The organism is Paraniabella ginsengisoli (genome assembly GCF_022513635.1).
GTDB lineage: Bacteria > Bacteroidota > Bacteroidia > Chitinophagales > Chitinophagaceae > Niabella > Niabella ginsengisoli.
Map to the genome: position 1 here is coordinate 112641 of NZ_JAKWBL010000003.1, position 19851 is coordinate 132491.

The following is a 19851-nucleotide window of genomic DNA, read 5'->3' on the forward strand; positions in this document are numbered from 1 at the left end:
CATGAGGCTGAAGAAACACATGAAACAACTAACTACATGGCTACTTGCTGCAATCCTTGTCGGCCCAATTTCTTCCTGTAAAAAATACCTGGATATTGTTCCCGATAATGTAGGCACGCTCGACTATGCCTTTAGAAATAAAAATGAAGCAGAGAATTACTTATTTGCATGCTACTCAACAATGCAACGGCAGTACAATGTTATTGTAAATCCTGGCTTCACATTGGCGGCAGAAGTATTATATCCAACTGACCCAAACGGTTTTGGTGCTTTGAACGAAGCTTGCTTTAGTTTGATAAAGGGCCTTCAAACGCCATCCAACCCACTCATCAACTATTGGGATGGAGAAGGTGGCGCTGAACCCATGTACCAGGCCATAAGAAGATGTAACATCATGCTGGAAAATATTGACAATCCTATTGATTTAGATGCCCAAACCAAAAGCAGGTGGCTTGGAGAAACTAAATTTTTAAAAGCTTATTATCATTATACTTTATTAAAAATGTATGGGCCTATTCCTTTGATTAAAGAAAACCTTCCCATAAGTGCGTCTGCTGAAGAAGCAAAGATCAAAAGAGCCACGTTAGACGAATCATTCGAATACGTATTGGGGCTATTGGATGAAGCCATTCCTGATCTTCCTCCTACAATACAGAACCGGGCGCAGGAACTGGGGCGTATTACTAAAGTGATCGCGATGTCCCTAAAAGCTGAAATTCTCGCAACACAAGCCAGTCCGCTATTTAACGGCAATCCGGATTATATCAATACAAAAGATAAAGACGGAAGAAATTTATTTCCACAATCTTATGATGCAGCTAAATGGCAAAAAGCAGCCGACGCATGTTTAGCTGCAATAGAAGAAGCAGAACTTGTCGGTATTAAACTTCATGATACATTTATTCCCACCGGTGGCATTAATAACTTATCAGATGAGCAAAAACAAACACTGATGCTACAAACTGTGGTTACCGAAAAATGGGAAAATAATTTAGAAATAATATGGGGATATAATTATGGTTTTAATTATCAAAACTATGTTATTCCTCGTATGACGGACAAATCGGTAGCAAGCGCAAACTCAAACCCGGCAAGCTTCTCGGTGCCAATAGCTACAACCAATCTGTTTTATTCGAAGAATGGTGTGCCGATAAATGAAGATGTTGACTTTGATTATGTAAACCGTTACAGACCGCAGGCTGGCGACGACGCTAATAAAAGCTATATTAAACTTGGGTACGAAACAGCTACCTTAAACCTTAACAGGGAGCCGCGTTTTTATGCAAGTTTAGGTTTCGATGGTGGTATTTGGCTCGGCAACGGAATTAACGATGCAACTACAGCAAGGCATGTTCAGGGAAGAGGCCCTACAGCGTTGGCAGGCCCGAAAAGTATTGGTTCCACCAACATTACTGGTTACTGGCCTAAAAAGCTGGCGAACTATCTTACGGTTTACGATGAAACTTTTCAGACGGAAAACTACCGCATGGCAGCAATCAGATTGGCCTCGCTTTACCTGCTATATGCCGAGGTTTTAAATGAATCAAATGGACCATCTGCAACAGTATATGAGTATATTGATAAAGTAAGGGAAAGAGCTGGATTAGCTGGCGTTGTAGAATCCTGGCAAGAGCATTCCAGAAATCCAGGAAAGCCACAAACTAAAGAGGGCTTAAGGCAGATCATCCACCAGGAAAGGCGCATTGAATTATGTTTTGAAGCACAGAGTGGTTGGGATTTAAGAAGATGGAAAGAGCTTCAGGATGTGCTTAGCCAGCCATTGCAGGGATGGAATGTAAATGAAGAAGCATCGGTAAACTACTATCAACCCAAAACGGTTCTCATTCCAGTATTTGGTCAAAAAAATTACCTCTGGCCTATTGAGACTGAAGCGCTCATTGTAAATAATAATTTAACCCAAAATCCATATTGGTAATAATTGCTAAAAAAATACTTATGTACACAAAACATAAAAAATATTTGCTGGTCTGCATAACAGCTGTATTAATTTTCACAATATATTCTTGTCAAAAATCGGCGTCAAGCAATGAACCAGTTTCGACCGACCAAACGAAGCCAGACCCAATTACTAACATAAGGGTTGAGAATTTTAATGGAGGGGCAAACATTATATATACTTTGCCAAACTCGTCAAACCTGCTCTATGTTTTAGGAGAATACAATATTGCAGATAGTAAACCCCGGCAAACAAAGGCCAGCTATTATACTGACACGTTAAAGGTTGATGGATTTGCAGAAAGTAAAGAATATGAAGTAACCTTATATACAGTTAGCCGGGCTGAGGTAAAATCAGATCCTATAAAAGTGAAGGTAAATCCGTTGACACCTAAATTTCAATTGGTCAACAGCCTGCTTGAATTGAATCCGGATTTTGGTGGCATAAATGTAAGTGGCACCAATACTTACAAAGCCCCTTTATCGATGCATGTAGTATTCTTTAATACTACAACAAACAAATATGAAGAAACGGACCCTGTAAATGTTTCAACGCAAAATATAAGCTTTTCAGTAAGAGGTTTTGAAGCAACTTCAACTGAATTCGGGATATATACAACAGATCAGTTCGGAAATAAATCTGATACGGTATTTAAAACACTCACGCCTCTTTTTGAAACCATGTTAGATAAATCTAAATTCTACGAATACAAATTACCGAGCGATGCACCAGTTTATTTTGACTGGTATGTTCGAAATCTTTATGATGGTAAAACAACAGAACCTGGTTGGCATACAAATGTGGATGTCACCACGCCAATACAGGCTACATGGGGACTGGGCGTAAGCGCAAGGCTTAGCAGGTTTCGCTTGTACTCCAGGCTTAGCGCTGGATTTGGCTATCAAAATCCAAAAGTTTTTACTATCTGGGGGTCTGATAAAACAAATCCAGAAAATATTAGTTTGCCCAATGCAGCAGTATTTGGAGAAGTTCATGGGGACTGGACAAGTATGGGAACATTTACTTACCCTAACCCACCCTCTGGCTTGCCTCCCAACCAGGCTAATAGTCAGGATCTGCAATTCATGGCAGATGGAGTAGACTTTAATGTTCCGATAGATGCAATATCAACTCGCTTCATTCGCTTAGTTGTGAATCAAACCTGGGGTGGTGTGAGATATACGAATATAATGGAGATGTCCTTGTATGGAAGTCCTGAATAATTTATTTATAAAACTTGTTGAAATGAAATATAAGAACTATATCAAAATATCCGTACTTCTTATCATCGTTGTCTTTAGCTGCAAAAGATACGACAATGATTACCTAAAGTACTTTGATGGTAAGGAATCTGTATATCCGGGACTGGTTAAAAATTTATCTTATAGAGCAGGGAATCTCAGAACTGTTTTGACATGGAATCCAAGCCCTGATCCCAGTGTTATAAAGTACGTAGTTACCTGGAACAACGGCCAGGACTCGATAGTGACGCAAGCCAATTCTCATAACTATGAAGATACAGTAAGCGTAATAGTTCCTAACCTGAGCGAATATGTTTATTCATTCGTTGTTCGCTCATACGATGATAAAGGCAACAGGTCGATAGGACAGGAAATAAATAATGTGCGGGTATACGGTAATGTTTATAGAAATACTTTATTGAACAGAAATATTAACACCACTAACCCCTATGTTTATGGAGACGATGGTACACTTACATTAAATTTTGCTAAGGCTGATTCGAGTAATATTTCGACTATTATAACCTATACCAATACATCTGATGCTCCTGAAGAAAAGATACTATTGCGTGATGAAGAGATGGTAACAATTTCAAACTACAAAGCAGGTACTCCCATAAACTACCGATCATCCTACAAACCTGAAGGCAACGCTATTGATACATTTAAAACTATATCACCTGATAACTTCCCAACTATTTATCGATATGTAATAGCCGATAAGAGTAAGTTCAGCACATTGTCATTGTATGGTGATGGCCAAGCGTGGGATGGCTCTTACCAAACATCACTAAGTCAGATATGGGATGGAGCAACTTCTCCACAAGGCTGGCAGGATTGTTTCCATAGCAATGATGCAAAAACGTTACCTTATCCATTAAGCTTTGATATGGGTGTTACTTACAATCATCTTTCGCATGTAGAAATGATAGGCCGCGATTGCTGTCACAACCCGACGGAGTACGAAATATGGGGTTCTAATACACAAGCTGTACCCAATCTTGAAGGCAATGATCCTAACTGGAGAACTCAAATGATGGCAAGTGGATGGACTATGTTACAATCTGTAAACAGAGCAGATGATGGCAAGGCACCACTTAAATCAGTATTGATCGAGAATCCACCTGCGGTACGTTATATCAGAATTTTAATCAAGAAAGTAGCAAGCGGTGAATCTAAATACAGTAATCTAACACAGGTAACTTTCTGGAATAGAGAATAGCAGAGCGCCTTAAATAAATATGATATACTAATAGTTATTAAACAACAGGAAAGGTATTTTAGCATCTCAAAACCAGGTTTAAATGATAATAGGAAAAAGGCTCTGTGTTATTGTTGTTGGGTTACTTGCGGGTAAGCTTAGTCATAGTCAATCAAACAACGTATTACAACTATGGTATGATAAGCCCGCCTCCGTTTGGGAAGAAACACTTCCGTTGGGGAATGGAAGATTAGGAATGATGCCCGACGGTGGTATTGAAAAGGAAACTATTGTATTAAACGATATTACACTTTGGTCAGGGTCAGAGCAAGACGCTAATAATTATGAAGCCAATCAATACCTTCCTAACATTAGACAACTATTGATTGCAGGAAAAAATGATGAAGCCCAGGATTTGATAAACAAACATTTTGTTTGCAAGGGTCCTGGTTCAGGAGGAAAGCAATGGGGTTGTTTTCAGATTTTAGGAAACCTGGAAATAAAATATAAGTATCCTTCCAAATCTTTAAAGCCTTCTACTTATAAAAGGAACTTGCAGCTTAGCAATGCGTTGGCAACAACTTCCTTTACGCTTAACGGTGTTACTTACACAAGAGAATATATTACAAGTTTTGGAACAGATGTTGGGATTATCAAACTTACCAGCAGTAAGTCCGGTGCTTTAAATTTTTCATTGGCACTTTCGAGACCTGAGCGATTTAACACAGTAGTTAGCAATAACAATATTGAAATGCGTGGGCAGCTTGACAATGGAACAGATGGCAAGGGTATGCAATACATGGCAGTAGCGGCAGTAAAATTAACTGATGGAGGTAAAATTTCAACTACAGAAAAAGAACTTTTAGTTAACGATGCTACCACAGCTTATGTTTATATTTCGATGGGTACCGATTACAAACAGTCTGCCCACCATTTTGATGACAAAGTATTACAGCTACTCAAAACTGGAATGAGTAAATCTTATACTACTGAAAAAGTAACTCATATTGCCAACTTTCAAAAACTTTTCAATCGCTTTCAGGTTAATTTAGGCACAGGGAAAAACAGCCACTTGACTACCGATAAAAGGTTGGATCTTTTTTATAAAAATCCGCAAGACGACAATGCGCTACCCGCGTTACATCTACAATATGGACGCTATTTAAGTATCAGCAGTACACGCGTAGGATTGTTACCACCCAACTTACAAGGGTTATGGGCAAATCAAACACAAACACCATGGAATGGCGATTATCACTTGGATATAAATGTTGAAATGAATCATTGGCATTTGGAAGCAGCCAATCTTTCTGAGCTTAATTTACCACTTGCTGATCTTGTAAAAGGTCTTGTAAAGAATGGTGAAAAAACGGCAAAGGCATATTATAATGCCAATGGCTGGATCGCGCATGTGATCACTAATATTTGGGGCTTTACAGAGCCAGGCGAAAGTGCATCATGGGGCATTGCAAATTCAGGCTCCGGCTGGCTTTGCGCTAATCTTTGGGATCATTATGCTTATACAAAAGATAAAAAATACCTTAAAGACATCTATCCTATTCTAAAAGGGTCGGCACTTTTTTATCGCGATGCTTTGATACAGGATCCTAAAACCAAATGGCTGGTTACAGCGCCTTCTGTTTCTCCTGAAAATTCTTTCTTTTTAAATGACAAACATGTAAATGTTTGCATGGGCCCAACAATCGATAATCAAATCACACGAGAGCTTTTTAGCAATGTTATTGAAGCTTCTGAAGCATTAGGTGTAGATACAGATTTCAGGTCAGATCTTAAACAAAAACTAAAGCAACTTCCCCGCCCGGCCGCATCAGCGCTAGTGGCCGCCTTATGGAATGGTTAGAAGATTATAAAGAAACCGATCCGCAGCACAGACATATATCACACTTGTGGGGATTATATCCAGGATCGTTATTGACTTCTACAAAAACACCCGAACTAATGGAAGCTGCTAAAAAAACGTTGGAAGTTCGCGGCGATGATGGGCCAAGCTGGGCTATTACACATAAACAACTTTTTTGGGCAAGGTTGCATGATGGTGAACGCACGTTTAAATTGTTGAAAGAAGCATTAAGACCAACATTGAAAACTGATATTAACTATGGTGCAGGTGGCGGTGTTTATCCAAACCTGCTTTCTGCCGGACCGCCCTTTCAGATAGATGGCAACTTTGGCGCTGCTGCAGGAATTATAGAAATGTTATTGCAAAGCCACGATGGCTATATTGATCTATTGCCTGCCATACCTACAATCTGGATGAAAGAAGGATCGCTTAAAGGAGCAAACGCTAGAAATAATATTACAGTAGATATGGAATGGAAGAATGGAAAAATAATTAGTTACAAATTATACGCGCCAAAGCAGCAAACCGTCAACGTTAAAGTGAATGGTAAAATGTTGAGCAAAGTAACTGTAGTTAAATAAGTGGTTAAACAAATAATATATCTATAAAAGACATGAGGTTTATCTTGAATGGCTTATGGTTGATGATCGCACTCATCTTTTCTAAGCCAACAACAGCGCAGCAGATTATACCAATTACAACTGATGAAAATGCATTGGTTTTAAAAGTAGATAAAGACAAAAATTTATCGGTAATCTATTATGGTAAAAAACTAGCTAACAAAGAAGAGTACAGTACCGTTACTGAAATGTACAGGCAAGCGGATAATTATACACAGGTTGCAGATGCCGCATATACGCCATCTGGATCAAGAAATCTTTTAGAACCCGCTATAACTGTTACACATGCGGATGGTAATAATTCGCTCACCCTTCGATATGTAAGTCATGAGCAAAAAGATCTTAGCAATAATGTGTCACAACTTTCTATATTATTAAAAGATCCTGTTTACGATTTTCAGGTAAGATTATTTTATAAATCCTATTTTAAACAGGATGTGATCGAGCAATGGGCGGTAATCAGTCATAAAGAAAAATCTAATGTTACACTTCATAAATTTGCATCGGCCAATCTTCATCTAAAAGCAAAAGGATTTTGGCTCACACAATATCATGGCGACTGGGCCAAGGAAATGCAGCCCGAAGAATCTAAAATTACACATGGTATAAAAACACTCGACAGCAAATTAGGAACGCGCGCCAACTTATTTCAGCCTTCCGTATTTATGGTATCGATGGATAAACTCGCTACTGAAGATGAAGGAACGGTGTTGTATGGTGCATTAGAATACAGCGGAAATTTTCGTACAGATCTTGAATTGGATTATCAAAACAATTTGCGCATCATTTCTGGAATCAATAATTATGCATCCGATTATTCATTAAAACCAAACGAAGAGTTTGTTACGCCAGGTTTTCTATATCTGCTTTCGCATAACGGAAAAGGAACCGCCAGCAGAAAAATGCACGACTGGGCAAGAACCTACAAAGTACTGGATGGACAAGGCTCAAGGCTAACCTTGCTCAACAACTGGGAAGCTACTTATTTTGATTTTAATGAAGGCAAACTCAAAGAATTAATAAAAGACACGCGAAAATTGGGTGTAGATTTATTCTTATTAGATGATGGATGGTTCGCTAATAAATATCCTAGAAATGGGGATGTTGCCGGATTGGGCGATTGGGAACCCAATAAAAAGAAGTTGCCAAATGGTATTGCAACACTGGTAAAAGAAGCCGAAAACAATCAGGTAAAATTTGGTATTTGGATAGAACCGGAAATGGTGAATCCGAAAAGTGAATTGTATGAAAAGCATCCGGATTGGGTGGTCAAACAACCACAACGCTCCGAACATTATTTTAGAAATCAGTTAGTATTAGATTTAAGTAATCCGGATGTTCAGGATTTTGTATTTAAAGTCGTAGATGATCTGTTTACAAAAAATACGAACCTCGCTTATATTAAATGGGATTGCAATGCTGTAATTTATAACGCACATTCTTCTTATTTAAAGAATCAAAATCATTTCTACATCGAATATATGCGGGGACTTTACAATGTGCTAAAAAAGATCCGCCAAAAATATCCAACAGTACCGATGATGCTATGCTCTGGCGGTGGAGGACGTGTAGATTACGCAGCACTTGAATACTTCACAGAATTTTGGCCAAGCGACAATACCGACCCAATGGAGCGCATATTTATGCAGTGGGAATATTCTTACTTCTACCCTTCTATTACCAGCTCCAATCACGTAACAGACTGGGGCAAACAACCAATAAAATTCCGAACAGATGTGGCCATGATGGGGAAACTCGGTTTCGACATAGTGGTGAAACACCTGAATGAAAAAGATTTGCTTTACTGCCAGGAAGCTATCAAACAGTACGATTCATTTAAAGATATTGTTTGGCACGGCGATCAATACAGACTATCTAACCCTCGCGAAAGCGATGTTGCATCGATGCAATATATCAATACAGAAAAAACAAACGGCGTTTTGTTCAATTACCTTGTTAATAATCGATACGGTGCAGGCAGCACGTATCCCATTAAACTAAAGGGATTAGATGCAAATGCTAAATATACTATTAAAGAAGTTTGCCTATATCCGGGCAATAAATCTGCAATAGATAATAGCAAATCCTATTCTGGTGAATTCTTAATGAGTATAGGATTTAATCCAATAGTTAATGCACAGAGGACTAGTGTGGTACTATTGATATCCAAAATATAATTTTTAAATAGAAATCATCTTGAAGCCAGCATTTAATGCTGGCTTTTTTGTTCTTCGCGCTATTAATTAAGTCTTTTTAAATAATGAACTATTTTATTTGTATTTTAGACAATTAAAATAAAGAAATATATTATGAAATTGATCGCTTGTCTTTTAATTGTATCTCTTTGCCTGGCTCAGCATGTAAGTGGTCAGCAAAATTCTGAAATGACTGACAAGAGCACAAGCTCTGAACGGGCACTGAACATTATCAACAAACTGGATATTAAGGATGTACAGAAAAAGCGAAACTTGATGCTCTGTTTGTTCCGCATTTTGACAGCTTAAAAGCGATATTTAGTGATCGCAAAAGAGATATGGATGCTGCGGAGAACTCGAATGAAGGTAAAGAATTAATTGATGCGAGAAGCAGATCAGCGTGGGATGCCGCCAATGGAAGGCTTAACAAATTGCATGCTTTTTTCTTGGCAAACTGTCTGTCGAACTTACCCCTGAACAGAATGAGTTAGTAAAAGACCTGATGACAGAACATGGCTTACAGCGTGAATACAACAACTATCTCAACATGTTCCCAAAACTTACCGATCTTCAGAAATCGCAGGTGTTGGCTTATTTAAAAGAAGCAAGAGAAAATGCTATGAATGCAGAAACTGCTAAAAACAGGATTGATTGGTTTATCAAATACAGAGGCAGAGCTAACAATTTTTTAGCAGCAGCAGGATATGACCTTAGAAAAGCAACGGAAGAAATAGAAGCTCGAAAAGGTGTTTCAAAAAACTGATTTTATTTATCTTGCCGATCATAATACAATTATTTTTATCACTTAAGCAATCGTACCAATGGCTGTTCCACAAGACAAGATTAAGAAGCTGATCAATAAATTAGAGAAAAAAGAAGCTCAGTTTTTAGATACCATAAGTTTTATTGAAACATACTATGTTCATACACCAACAGCTTTTACCAATGGAGCTCAGTTAAATGGAACAAACGAAAACCAGGGCAGCGCTAAGGTTTTTACCTTTGCCAAGCTGAACGATCTTTCAAAAGAGGAAACATTAAAACTTTTTGCAGAACATTATGACGCTGTGTTGTCAACACCAACAGGCAATGATCATCAAAACATAAGACAGTTTATATTACATGGATGGCAGGGTATAGCCTTTAACGGTTTAGCACTCAAAGAAAAGTAATACATAAGCAAAGCCCCCAAAACCGGGGGCATTTGCATTATAACTACCAAACCAAACTACTTTCGAGATATTTATTATCTAGATATCATTCTATATTTTAAATCGCCATTAACCAAACAATTGCCTCGCTTTGAAGTAATCTTTAATATTACATACATATAAGACGAAAAAAGGCAAAAAGGATTACATTTTCAATGCAAAAAAATGTGAAAAGCAACTGAACAAGCTGTTCAATTTAGGAAAAATTTAAGGTATTATTTCAAACAAAAAAAGCTGCTGTTTTTCAAGCTTGTTAAAATTATTATCCGCTATTACAACTAAGGATTGGCGTCCATTTGGTAACATTGGCCCAATTGTGATACCTTCCACATTATCAATGTGCCTGTCTAATGTTGTAAGATTAAATAATAGTGTTTTGGTAGCAGGAATATATTGTTTGTTTTGATATAAACTTTTAATCTTACTTACATCTGTACTTTTTGAAAAATCAGCAAGATATATCTTGATAACGCAACTCGGAAAACCTGTTGAAAAAGAACGTTCTAAAACCAAAAATTTATTATTTCCTATATATAGGTTTTCAGAAACACCATTAATACTGAAGGCTGAAGCAGGTACAGGCGCTGTAGCAATTGCATCAAGCAAATAACCATACTGGGCAACTGCAGTTTTTGCTTTACTGTCAAACTTCGTAAATCGTACGGGTGCGTTTGCGTAGGTTGCACTCGCTAAGGGGCCATCTTCATAAGTAGAGCCCTCCATACTCGCCCAAAGATGTTTATGATCTGGTGTATAGCTAATACCTTCCAATGCATCATTCTCACGCGCACCACTGTCGCCTTTATACATAAGAAGATTAGCGGGAATTAAAAAACTATCTTTAAAATGTCCCTGAAGATCCATTTCATAAATCCATGGATTTTGATACACCATCCGGCCACTACGCAATGCTTTGTCGCCTTCACTACTCCAGACAAGCATTTTGGTTTTTCGATTGAACCTGATCGACTCCGGGTCGGCAGCATGTTCAGGCAAAAGCTTAAGCGCAGTAAATGTATCGTTTTGAATATTTTTTAATGTAGCTACATCTACAAATCGTACCGAATCAATTTTATTATTAGAAATATCTATTGCTGCTGTATAAAATCTTGAAGCACTCGTTTCCGAGAGCGTCACTCATCACTGATAATAAAATACAGGTTTTGCGCGGGGTCATAATCGATGCCAGACAAGCCGCCAACCCAGGTATTTTTGAATTGCAGGTCAAAAGGTATCTCATATTCATCCAAAAATTTAAGAGCCGACAACGTCAAATCTTGCGCATCATTCGAGCCACTTTTTTTAACCGTAGCACAACCAGCCAATAATAAAACAAGATGTATCAAATACAAACTACTCCGCAGGTTCATATTGCTATCATGTATTAAAGTAAAAAAGTTACAAGCCTGTAAGCCGGATTCTGTGCTTTATCAGGCAAAGCCTAAAAAAGTGGTCATCATTTATCTGCCCTCAACATTACTGTTGGAGTCAATCTGCCTACCCTCCCCGATAGCTTACGCATTTTGCCGGGCCGGCAAAAAATCGGGGTTTACATGGCATTTCAGCACACAAGGTTTACCCAAAATATTTATTACTAAATATTTCCGTGAGCTTTTACCTCACATTTTCACCTTTTCCCGCATGGCGGGGTAGTTATTTTCTGTGGCACTTTCTATTTCGCCATTTGACGAACCCGGCTATTCACCGGTATGCTGCCCTATGCTGTCCGGACTTTCCTCCCGCCGCGGCGGGCGATAACCCAGCTTGTAACTTTGCAAAGATAAAACGATTTGAAGTTTGAAATTTGAGAATTATTATTGTCCCAACCGTCGAACATATAGCGTCTTCGTTGCGTCACACTCTTGTACTGTTGTACATGGGGCATCCTATATAAACGACAATAAAATATAAAACATGTTTTCAACCAAAAACACTCATTCTCAACTTATCAACTTTTCAACATATCAACTTACCTTAGCCACATGCAAGCATTTTTAAATAAACTGTTCGAAAATCAATCTTACGACAACAATAATTTTTTCCTCCTTGCGGGGCCCTGCGTTATTGAAAGTGAAGAAATAGTAATGGAAGTTGCCGACAAAGTTGCAACCATATGTAAAAACCTGGGCATACCTTATGTTTTCAAATCATCTTACAGAAAAGCAAATAGAACAAGTGCCAATTCCTTTACTGGTATTGGTGACGAAACCGCTTTACAACTTCTGAAAAAAACGGGTGAAGCTTACGGTGTGCCAACTGTTACAGATATACATGCTCATGAAGAAGCGGCTGTTGCTGCCAAATATGCTGATATATTACAGATACCAGCATTCCTTTGCCGCCAGACAGACTTATTGGAAGCAGCCGCTAAAACGGGTAAAATTATCAATGTAAAAAAGGGCAATTCCTAAGTGGTCCATCAATGAAATTCGCTGTTGAAAAAATAAACAATGCCGGTAACGAAAAGGTATTGTTAACGGAGCGTGGCAATAGCTTCGGATACACTGATCTGGTTGTAGATTATCGTAACATTCCCTGGATGCAGGAGCATAATGTACCTGTTGTAATGGACTGCACACACAGTCTGCAACAACCTAATCAAAGTAGTGGTGTAACCGGAGGCAACCCCCAACTAATTGGCACAATTGCCAAAGCGGCAATCGCATCCGGAGCGGATGGGCTTTTTATTGAAACGCACCCCGATCCTTCTAAAGCTAAAAGTGATGGCGCTAATATGCTTCATCTTAGCAAACTGGAAGAGTTGTTAAGCCACCTTGTTCGTATCCGAAAAGCGCTACTTTGAAATATTAAGGGCTATCTGTTTTTGGACTTTATCAAATAAGATTGAAGGAATCCCCATAACAAGGAGTTCCTTCGGCTTCGTTTCACTTCGTTCAGAATGACGGACGCTAACAGAACTGCCATTTCAAAATCTCAACGCCTTTATGTTGTCATTTATTGATCATTCGAAATACATTACAGTTCTCTTATCCAGATATTTCTAAAACTTACAGGATTGCCATGATCCTGCAAAACTATTGGCTCTTTAGCATTGTGCTGTTTGTTAGTGGCAATACCTATATACTGAGTAGCGCCCCAAATAGTTGTGTTATTCTGTACTAATACGCCATTGTGTATTACGGTGATGCGTGCCTGAGATTTCAGGCTGCTATCCTTGTTAAAAACAGGAGCCGTAAAGATAACATCATAGGTCTGCCATTCGCCTGGTTTACGTGAAGCGTTGACAAGCGGAGGTAACTGTTTGTAAATACTTCCCGCCTGGCCATTGCTGTATGTGCGATTTTTATAACTATCAAGCACCTGCAGTTCGTAAGCACCCATTAAAAAAATACCGCTGTTTCCCCTACCCTGACCGTCTCCTTTTACTTCAGCTGGTGAGCGCCATTCAATATGCAATTGGCAATCGCCAAATTCCTTTTTGTTTTGATAACACCTGCGCCTTTCACAACTGTCATAGCGTCTCCATCCTGCTTCCATTTTGCAGGTTTCCCGTCGTCTGATTGCCACTCTGAAAAATCTTTACCATTAAAAAGTACGATCGCATCTTCAGGAGCATCGGCAGCGGTTTTACCAGGATTAACCACTCTTGGTTCGGGCTGCCAGATTTCAGTAAGTTCAGGATCTTTATTTTGCGCAAAGGCAGCAATGCTTAACAAGAGCATTGAGGATGTAAAAATTTTCTTCATTATATGACAATTTCAAATTTAAAGCTACAAAATAGAGAAATTTTCAAACTCCTGCAAAGCTAATTCCACAATTTCCATTCCTGTCACGTCTGCTTTAGGCGATCCTTCGTTACACCAATTAAGAAAAGCAGCCAGTTCATTATCATTTCCAGTGGCGATGATCTCCACTGTATGATTGTCTTCCAGATTTCTTACAGTACCAACAATGCCTGTTTCATTTGCCTTCTGCAAAGCTGATTGCCTGAACAAGACGCCCTGTACCTTACCTGTGATAATTATTTTTTTGTAATCATCGTTTTTAAAACTTAATTAGATCTACAATTTTATTCAGATATAACTGATCTATTTCGTCAAAAAAATTGTTGTGCTCACTGTCTACATCCAATACAGCAACTACTGAACCATTGTTTATAATGGGTACTACAATTTCTGATTTCGAAATGCTACTGCAGGCAATATGGCCAGGGAACTTTTCAACATCCGGAACGATCAGCGTTTTTTCCTGCAGCCAGGCAGTTCCACAAACACCTCTTCCTTTACTGATTCTGGTACAGGCAACAGGGCCTTGAAATGGGCCTACTACCAATTGCGTGTCCTTTACAAAGTAGAAGCCAACCCACCACCAATTAAACTGCTCCTTCAGGGCAGCGCCAACATTGGCCAGGTTAGCAACAATATCATCCTCACCTTCGAGCAAACCTTTTATTTGAGGAAGCAGTGCTTCATATTGCTCCGTTTTTGATCCTGTCGATACCGACAAATCTTCTGCCATAAATAAATAATTTACAAATTAATTTAGCTATTTTTCATCTGCTCGTTAAATAACTTAGATTCGTTTTTCCCTATTGATAAAGATCGCCAATTATTTCCGGCAATAATTTTACCAGCAAATATAATTTGCCCAACATGCGATGCGTGATGTGTAAGTTGCCTGAGAATGCCATCAATTACTGAAAGAGGTTTCGTTCTGATATGAATAGTGCTGTTAAGATCTTCAACCTTTAACTGCTGTAATGCATCAAAAAGCACGTTCCATCCTTCCTCCCAAAGTGTTAATAGCTGTTGCTTTGTTAACTGTTGTTCTTCGAATTCATTATCTCTTTTACGCCATTCTTTTTCTCCGTCTTCGGTTAAAAAATTAGTCCAGCGGCTAAGCATATTGCCATGCATGTGCGTTATAATGATGGCAAGGCTGTTACTTACTTCATTTGGGCGATAGTGAAAATCCGCCTCATCCAATTGTGCAAAGGTTTTATCGGCAAGACCTTTGTAATCTCTAAACTGCTGTATCGCACTTTTTAAAAACATACTATTCATCATTAGTAGTGATTGGAACTTATTTAAAGAGATGTAAAATATCCAATTTATTAATAACGGCCTTCTATATTCAAAAAATGATTAACTTCAGATGCTACTTGTACATCTAACGACTTAAAATAACCAAAATGAAAAAACACTTACAAAACTTATCCTTTGTTGGGCTTCTTTTGATTTTCTTCTCGTGCGGCGACAGCGAATTTTATTCAACTACCACAACCGTAAAAACATGGAATCTTAGTTTAAGTGGGAAAAATGAAATTCCGGCGTCTGCATCTAATGCTGCAACAGGAACCGCAATGTTGAGCTTATTAAGTGACAATAGCCTTAAATACGAGTTTAATGTAACAGGCCTTGCATCGGGTGATGCGCTTAGCAACTCTCACCTTCATGTTGGAAATGCAGGATCAAATGGGCCAGTAGTTTTACCCATCACAATGACTTTTACAGAGGGCGGCACTAAAGGAACAATTACCAACTTGCGAAAATCTTTAGTTGACAGCCTAAAATCTGACGAGAATGAAATTTATTTCAATGTACATTCAACAATGATACCGGCTGGCATTGTTAGAGCTCAGCTAAATACAACGGTTGAATTTGCAATGGATGTTCCTTTATCAAGTACAAACGAAGTTAACCCCACGACACCCATAGTACCTACAGCCAGCGGTACTGCTATTTTAAGAATGACTGGTAATAAAATGCTTTATTCGAATGTTTCCGTTACAGGCTTGGCAGCAACTGACAAGTTGAGTATGGCACACATTCATGCTGGCGCCTCAGGGGCAAATGGCGCGGTTTTGATTGCCCTTGCAGCGACTGAAACAGACTTTGGTATAACAAAAACAATTACATTAGCAGATGATCAGTATAATAAATTAAAAACTGATGCGCTGTATGTGAACGCACACTCAACAACTTACCCGGCGGGAGTGGCGAGAGGGCAAATCAGATAATCAGTATATTTTATATGCATTATAACTAACGATACAAAATCGCAATTACAAGAACTTATATAAAGAATGCCCTATGCTTATTTCAGCATAGGGCATTATCTTATTTATAAATAAAATTTTACCTTATCTTAAATCAACTACTTCAACGCCGGGATATTTAGCCTTGTCAAAAGTAAAATTCGCGTCAGAAATAGCAACATTAGGTTTAAAATTGCTAACGTTATATACATACCTGTTACCAGATTTTTCTACCACAGTTGTACTGATAATGTTCTTGGTAGCCTTATCTACCGCTACATACACCCGGGCAAAAGGTTTATTCTTATCAATGGGCTGCATAATAATTTTATTCACTTCTTTACCGCCTACTTTGCCGTCCTTATCCATTACATACATGAAATCCTTATTATAAAAATCCGTAAATAATTTCTGAGGCGTAATAGTGCCTTCCGATGCGCTTGCGCTACTAACTGTTACTTCTTTAGAAGCTGGATCATAATTCCAAATAGTAACACCATCACTTATAATTTTATTGCTTCCCAAATTGATAGCATATTTATTACCCTTCATTTGTACTGTGCCGCTTTTTGATGACAATGCCTTGCCTGCAGAATTAGCTATTTGATAAGCAAAATTGGCACTAACCGTTTTGTAAGTTTTAAACTTAGCACTTACCTGATCGAGTATAGCTTTCGCTTTTGGATCTTTTTGTTGTGCAAACGAAATAACGGACATTAGCAATATAGCCCCGGTAACATACAACTTCTTCATATTCAATTTAATTTAGTCTTTTTTAGAAATATTTTTAGATAGACGCCAATTTTCGTGCCGTGGTGGTATAGCTGGGAAAATAAGTTGACAGTTGTTAGTTGACTGTATGTACAAATATCACCCGAATACTTAATTCTAATATCTAAATCCTAACATCTGGCATCTATCATCTTTCCGCTACCCCAACATTTCCAAATGCTGCTGTAAATCGGCGTCTGTTTTAATGAGTACCTCGCGCGCTTTACTGCCCTGATTAGGGCCTACAATCCCAGCGCTTTCTAGTTGATCCATTAAGCGTCCGGCACGGTTATAACCCAATTTCATGCGTCGTTGTAAAAGAGAAGTAGAGCCTATTTGGTTAGCCACAATAAGTTTAGCTGCATCTTCAAATAAAGAATCTCTGTCACCCAAATCGAAATCTCCGCTTTCTAACTCTTTTTCATCCACATATTCAGGCAACAGAAAAGGTTGCGGATAGCCATCCTGATAACCGATAAACTCCACCACTTTATCTACTTCAGGCGTATCAACAAAAGCACATTGCAAGCGTGCAATTTCGCCGTTAAGACTGATCAACATATCGCCTTTACCAATCAATTGTTCTGCACCGCCCGCATCTAAAATGGTACGGCTATCAATTTTACTACTTACTTTAAAAGCAACCCGCGCGGGGAAGTTAGCCTTAATAGTTCCTGTAATAATGTTAACTGATGGCCTTTGCGTTGCAATAATAAGATGTATACCCACAGCCCGCGCTAACTGCGCAAGCCTTGCAATAGGCATTTCTACCTCTTTGCCCGCAGTCATGATCAAATCAGCAAACTCATCCACTACCAATACAATGAAAGGCAAGAACTGGTGCCCTTTTTCAGGATTAAGTTTCCTTGATGTGAACTTAGCATTGTATTCTTTAATGTTTCTTGAACCTGCTTCTTTTAACAAATCGTAACGGTTATCCATTTCTATGCAAAGTGCATTGAGCGTGTTGATCACCTTTTTTGTGTCGGTAATAATTGCTTCTTCCTCGTTGGGCAATTTTGCCAAAAAATGGCTTTCAATAAGGCTGTAAATGCTCAGCTCCACTTTCTTTGGATCAATCAAAACGAATTTCAATTGAGACGGATGTTTTTTGTATAACAATGAAACAAGAATGGCATTAATACCAACTGATTTTCCCTGACCTGTAGCACCTGCCATCAATAAATGCGGCATAGTTGCCAGATCAACGATAAATAGTTCATTATCGATCTTTTTACCAAGAGCAATAGGCAACGAATGCGTACTATTTTGATATTTATCTGACGATAACAGCGTTTTCATACTCACAATACTCTTCTTTGCATTCGGCACTTCAATACCAATTGTACCACGGCCCGGTATTGGCGCAATGATACGTATACCTAATGCCGAAAGACTTAAGGCAATATCATCTTCCAGGTTTTTTATTTTTGAAATACGAACACCTGCAGCCGGTACGATTTCGTACAAAGTAACTGTTGGGCCGATAGTGGCGCTGATGCGCTGGATTTCAATATCGTAATTGCGCAGCGTTGTAATAATCTGATTCTTGTTGTTCTCTAATTCATTCTGGTCATGTTCTACTTTTTCCGATCCATAAGAGGCCAGCAGATCCAATGTTGGGTATTGATAATCTCTCAAATCCAAAGTCGGTTCATACGCTTTGGTTTTTTCAGCAGGTGCAGATACTTTTTCTTCTTCTTCAGTTTTGGGAAGTGGTACATCATTTATTTCCAGCTTTAACACATCTTCTGAGGCGGATTTGTTTATTGCTTTAGCTGATGTTTTTGGAGCCGGATCTTCAAAATCTATTCTTGCTTCAGGTTTTAAAACTGTAATACGATCAAATCCCTTTTCCTCTTCTTTCGAATGAATACCTGTTTCCTTCTCAATGATCCCAAGTTTATGCTTGGGTTTCTCCACCTCCTCATCTATAATTAACTTCGCAGCGTCTAAAGGGGCCATTTTTTTATCAGCAGGCTCCTCTTCTTTTACGAAGTCATGCTGTGGCAATGGCAGATCAGCCTTTTCTTCATTTTGATCTTCCCTAACCGGTGAAGTTGATTTTGATAATTTTTTCGGGAAACTAAATGCAGGATTAAATTGCCATACAAGATAGGCCACTACAATAAGAAGTAGTATTGCGGAGGTACCAATAAAACCGAGTGAAGCCGTCAGCCAGTCACTTATAACTTTACCCACGCCGCCACCCCAGCTAAATTCACTCTGCCTTAAAGCAAAAGCCAGAATAGTAGACACGGCAAGCATGCCTAGCGTAACATATTTCAAATTGCGCCATATTGAAAATACACGTCTTCTCCACATTAAGTTTACTCCAACCACAAAAAAGAAAGTGCAGATCAACAGAGAAGCTATTCCAAATAATTTATATATAAAAAGATGAGAAACCAGCGCGCCCGTTTTTCCTAAAAGATTTTCGGCTGTAGTATCAAAATCCGTTAAAATCTCAGATCCTCTTGATGCTTGTACAAAATCCTGCCGCCAGGTAAAGAAATAAGATACGAATGCGATTATTAAAAATATGGAAATAAGCAGAAAAGAAAGGCCCAGTATCTTCCAGGTACGTTCATCTTTTGCCAACTGTTTCAACTGAATTTTCTCTTGCTTTTCAGCTTTGAATGGAACGGTCGAATCTTTTGCCTTAGCTATTGGTTTTTTGTTCTTCGATTTACTCTTATTCGTCATACGGGCAAAGATAATACGATTTGCATCTGAAACCAGCGTCATGCGCTCAAGAATGTCGGGCCACTTTCAGTTACAATTTTATGTAAATTT

18 protein-coding genes, 1 other RNA gene and 1 pseudogene are annotated in these 19851 nt (G+C 38.6%); 10 read left to right on the forward strand and 10 right to left on the reverse strand.

Translation table 11 applies throughout. From position 1 onward, the window contains the following. The first annotated feature begins 1 nt into the window (after position 1). The 8 genes from MKP09_RS15045 (at position 2) to MKP09_RS15080 (ending at position 10247) form a co-directional block, all read left to right on the forward strand. The gene (locus tag MKP09_RS15045) at positions 2-1936 is read left to right on the forward strand and encodes a RagB/SusD family nutrient uptake outer membrane protein (protein ID WP_240830807.1); all 1935 of its coding nucleotides are present in this window, start codon (positions 2-4) and stop codon (positions 1934-1936) included. 20 nt (positions 1937-1956) lie between these two features. Beyond that, complete coding sequence (locus MKP09_RS15050; RefSeq protein ID WP_240830808.1) at positions 1957-3180, forward strand: DUF4959 domain-containing protein; 1224 nt, start codon at positions 1957-1959, stop codon at positions 3178-3180. Positions 3181-3202: 22 nt separating this feature from the next. Further along, on the forward strand, positions 3203-4420 hold the full coding sequence (locus tag MKP09_RS15055; protein ID WP_240830809.1) for a DUF4998 domain-containing protein: 1218 nt from the start codon (positions 3203-3205) through the stop codon (positions 4418-4420). An 82-nt stretch (positions 4421-4502) separates the two neighbouring features. Then, positions 4503-6260, forward strand: coding sequence for a glycoside hydrolase family 95 protein (locus MKP09_RS15060; RefSeq protein ID WP_240830810.1), 1758 nt, complete (start codon positions 4503-4505; stop codon positions 6258-6260). Further along, positions 6248-6841: a glycosyl hydrolase family 95 catalytic domain-containing protein gene (locus MKP09_RS15065; protein ID WP_240830811.1), complete on the forward strand. Its 594-nt coding sequence runs from the start codon at positions 6248-6250 to the stop codon at positions 6839-6841. Before MKP09_RS15060 ends, MKP09_RS15065 begins: the two co-directional genes overlap by 13 nt. 32 nt (positions 6842-6873) lie before the next feature. Further along, a complete protein-coding gene (locus tag MKP09_RS15070; protein WP_240830812.1) occupies positions 6874-9057 on the forward strand; it encodes an alpha-galactosidase in 2184 nt (727 codons plus the stop codon). Between the two features lie 472 nt (positions 9058-9529). Further along, on the forward strand, positions 9530-9838 hold the full coding sequence (locus MKP09_RS15075) for a DUF3826 domain-containing protein (protein ID WP_262915462.1): 309 nt from the start codon (positions 9530-9532) through the stop codon (positions 9836-9838). Between the two features lie 58 nt (positions 9839-9896). After that, a complete protein-coding gene (locus MKP09_RS15080) occupies positions 9897-10247 on the forward strand; it encodes a HopJ type III effector protein (protein WP_240830814.1) in 351 nt (116 codons plus the stop codon). A gap of 246 nt (positions 10248-10493) precedes the next feature. Here MKP09_RS15080 and MKP09_RS15085 read toward each other — a convergent pair whose 3' ends face one another. The 3 genes from MKP09_RS15085 to rnpB all read right to left on the reverse strand — a co-directional run bounded on the left by MKP09_RS15085 (position 10494) and on the right by rnpB (position 12057). Beyond that, on the reverse strand, positions 10494-11423 hold the full coding sequence (locus MKP09_RS15085) for an esterase-like activity of phytase family protein (RefSeq protein WP_240830815.1): 930 nt from the start codon (positions 11421-11423) through the stop codon (positions 10494-10496). Next, complete coding sequence (locus tag MKP09_RS15090) at positions 11420-11656, reverse strand: hypothetical protein (protein WP_240830816.1); 237 nt, start codon at positions 11654-11656, stop codon at positions 11420-11422. Before MKP09_RS15090 ends, MKP09_RS15085 begins: the two co-directional genes overlap by 4 nt. Positions 11657-11679: 23 nt before the next feature. Next, an RNA gene (gene rnpB, locus MKP09_RS15095) (RNase P RNA component class A) lies at positions 11680-12057 on the reverse strand. Between the two features lie 313 nt (positions 12058-12370). On the opposite strand from rnpB, the pseudogene kdsA reads away from it, so the two are divergent. Then, positions 12371-13089 (forward strand): annotated as a pseudogene (kdsA, locus tag MKP09_RS15100) (3-deoxy-8-phosphooctulonate synthase). A gap of 173 nt (positions 13090-13262) precedes the next feature. Here kdsA and MKP09_RS15105 read toward each other — a convergent pair. The 5 genes from MKP09_RS15105 to MKP09_RS15125 are packed head-to-tail and all read right to left on the reverse strand — an operon-like array spanning position 13263 to position 15301. Continuing rightward, positions 13263-13703, reverse strand: a complete 441-nt coding sequence (locus tag MKP09_RS15105; protein ID WP_240830817.1) for a 3-keto-disaccharide hydrolase — start codon at positions 13701-13703, stop codon at positions 13263-13265. Further along, positions 13670-13993 carry a LamG domain-containing protein gene (locus tag MKP09_RS15110; RefSeq protein ID WP_240830818.1) on the reverse strand — a complete coding sequence of 108 codons (324 nt, stop codon included), beginning with the start codon at positions 13991-13993 and terminating at the stop codon, positions 13670-13672. The genes MKP09_RS15105 and MKP09_RS15110 overlap by 34 nt, the downstream gene beginning before the upstream one ends. A gap of 24 nt (positions 13994-14017) precedes the next feature. Next, positions 14018-14272 (reverse strand): acylphosphatase, encoded by a 255-nt coding sequence (locus MKP09_RS15115; RefSeq protein WP_317235381.1) that lies wholly within the window; start codon positions 14270-14272, stop codon positions 14018-14020. Between the two features lie 19 nt (positions 14273-14291). Further along, positions 14292-14765: a GAF domain-containing protein gene (locus MKP09_RS15120; RefSeq protein ID WP_240830820.1), complete on the reverse strand. Its 474-nt coding sequence runs from the start codon at positions 14763-14765 to the stop codon at positions 14292-14294. A 23-nt stretch (positions 14766-14788) separates the two neighbouring features. Beyond that, a complete protein-coding gene (locus MKP09_RS15125; RefSeq protein WP_240830821.1) occupies positions 14789-15301 on the reverse strand; it encodes a DUF1572 family protein in 513 nt (170 codons plus the stop codon). Between the two features lie 137 nt (positions 15302-15438). Here MKP09_RS15125 and MKP09_RS15130 point away from each other — a divergent pair, with 137 nt between their 5' ends. Continuing rightward, positions 15439-16266, forward strand: a complete 828-nt coding sequence (locus tag MKP09_RS15130; RefSeq protein ID WP_240830822.1) for a CHRD domain-containing protein — start codon at positions 15439-15441, stop codon at positions 16264-16266. Positions 16267-16389: 123 nt separating this feature from the next. Here the strand turns inward: MKP09_RS15130 and lolA1 are convergent, their stop codons facing one another. Both lolA1 and MKP09_RS15140 read right to left on the reverse strand, forming a co-directional pair. Next, a complete protein-coding gene (lolA1, locus tag MKP09_RS15135) occupies positions 16390-17037 on the reverse strand; it encodes an outer membrane lipoprotein periplasmic chaperone LolA1 (RefSeq protein WP_240830823.1) in 648 nt (215 codons plus the stop codon). 177 nt (positions 17038-17214) lie between these two features. Further along, complete coding sequence (locus tag MKP09_RS15140) at positions 17215-19803, reverse strand: DNA translocase FtsK (protein WP_240830824.1); 2589 nt, start codon at positions 19801-19803, stop codon at positions 17215-17217. Between the last annotated feature and the right edge of the window lie 48 nt (positions 19804-19851).